This is a genomic window from Listeria grandensis FSL F6-0971, from assembly GCF_000525835.1.
In the GTDB taxonomy this organism is placed as follows: domain Bacteria; phylum Bacillota; class Bacilli; order Lactobacillales; family Listeriaceae; genus Listeria_A; species Listeria_A grandensis.
Genome location: NZ_AODD01000050.1, coordinates 1 through 831 on the forward strand (window position 1 = coordinate 1; position 831 = coordinate 831).

Annotated in this window: 1 protein-coding gene; it reads right to left on the minus strand. The window is 53.1% G+C overall.

Annotated features, from left to right (window positions below; translation table 11 throughout):
* A partial coding sequence (locus PGRAN_RS15240) for an Ig-like domain-containing protein (protein WP_036068551.1) occupies positions 1-761 on the minus strand: 761 nt, incomplete at its 3' end.
* Between the last annotated feature and the right edge of the window lie 70 nt (positions 762-831).

The following is an 831-nucleotide window of genomic DNA, read 5'->3' on the forward strand; positions in this document are numbered from 1 at the left end:
TTGCCGTGGATGTTTTTGCCATTGCTTGCTTTCGTCACGGTTGCCGTAATGGTAGAACCACCCGCTTGTTTCGTGATGTTGAACAAGAATTTGCCATCGCCCGCTACGCTACCAGAAGCGATTTGCGTGTCGCCGTTTTTAATAACGATCGCCGCGTTCGGTTCCCCTGTTCCCGTTATCGTCGTGGAATTGCTTGTCAGGGCATCCATCTTCGTAGGCGCAATGCTACTATCAGCGACCACTTGGCTTGCGCTCGATGTTTTGCCATTGCTTGCTTTGGTTACGGTCGCGGTAATCGTTGAGCCGGCCGCTTGTGGCGTCACGTAGAACAAGTACTTGCCATCGCCCGCTGTGGAGCCGGAAGCAATTTGCGTGCTGCCATTTTTGATGACAATCGCGCTGTTCGGTTCGCCGACACCCGTCACACTGGTGCTATCTGTTGTCAGGGCTCCCATCGTCGTTGAGACAATCGCGTTATCTACAACGGTCGTGCTCGCACTCGAGATTTTACCGTTGCTTGTTTTGGTTACGGTCGCGGTAATCGTCGAGCCACCCGCTTGTGGTGTCACGAAGAACAAGAATTTGCCATCGCCTGCTGTGGAGCCAGAAGCAATTTGCGTGCTGCCATTTTTGATGACAATCGTAGCGTTCGGTTCGCCGGTGCCGCTCACTGTCGTCGAGGCCACGGTCATTGCATCGATTTTTGTCGTGACAATACTCGTATCTTGGACAGTTTTGCTGGCGGATCGATGTTTTGCCATTGCTTGCTTTGGTCACGGTCGCGGTGATCGTCGAGCCAGCCGCTAGTTTCGTGATGTTAACAGGTACGTG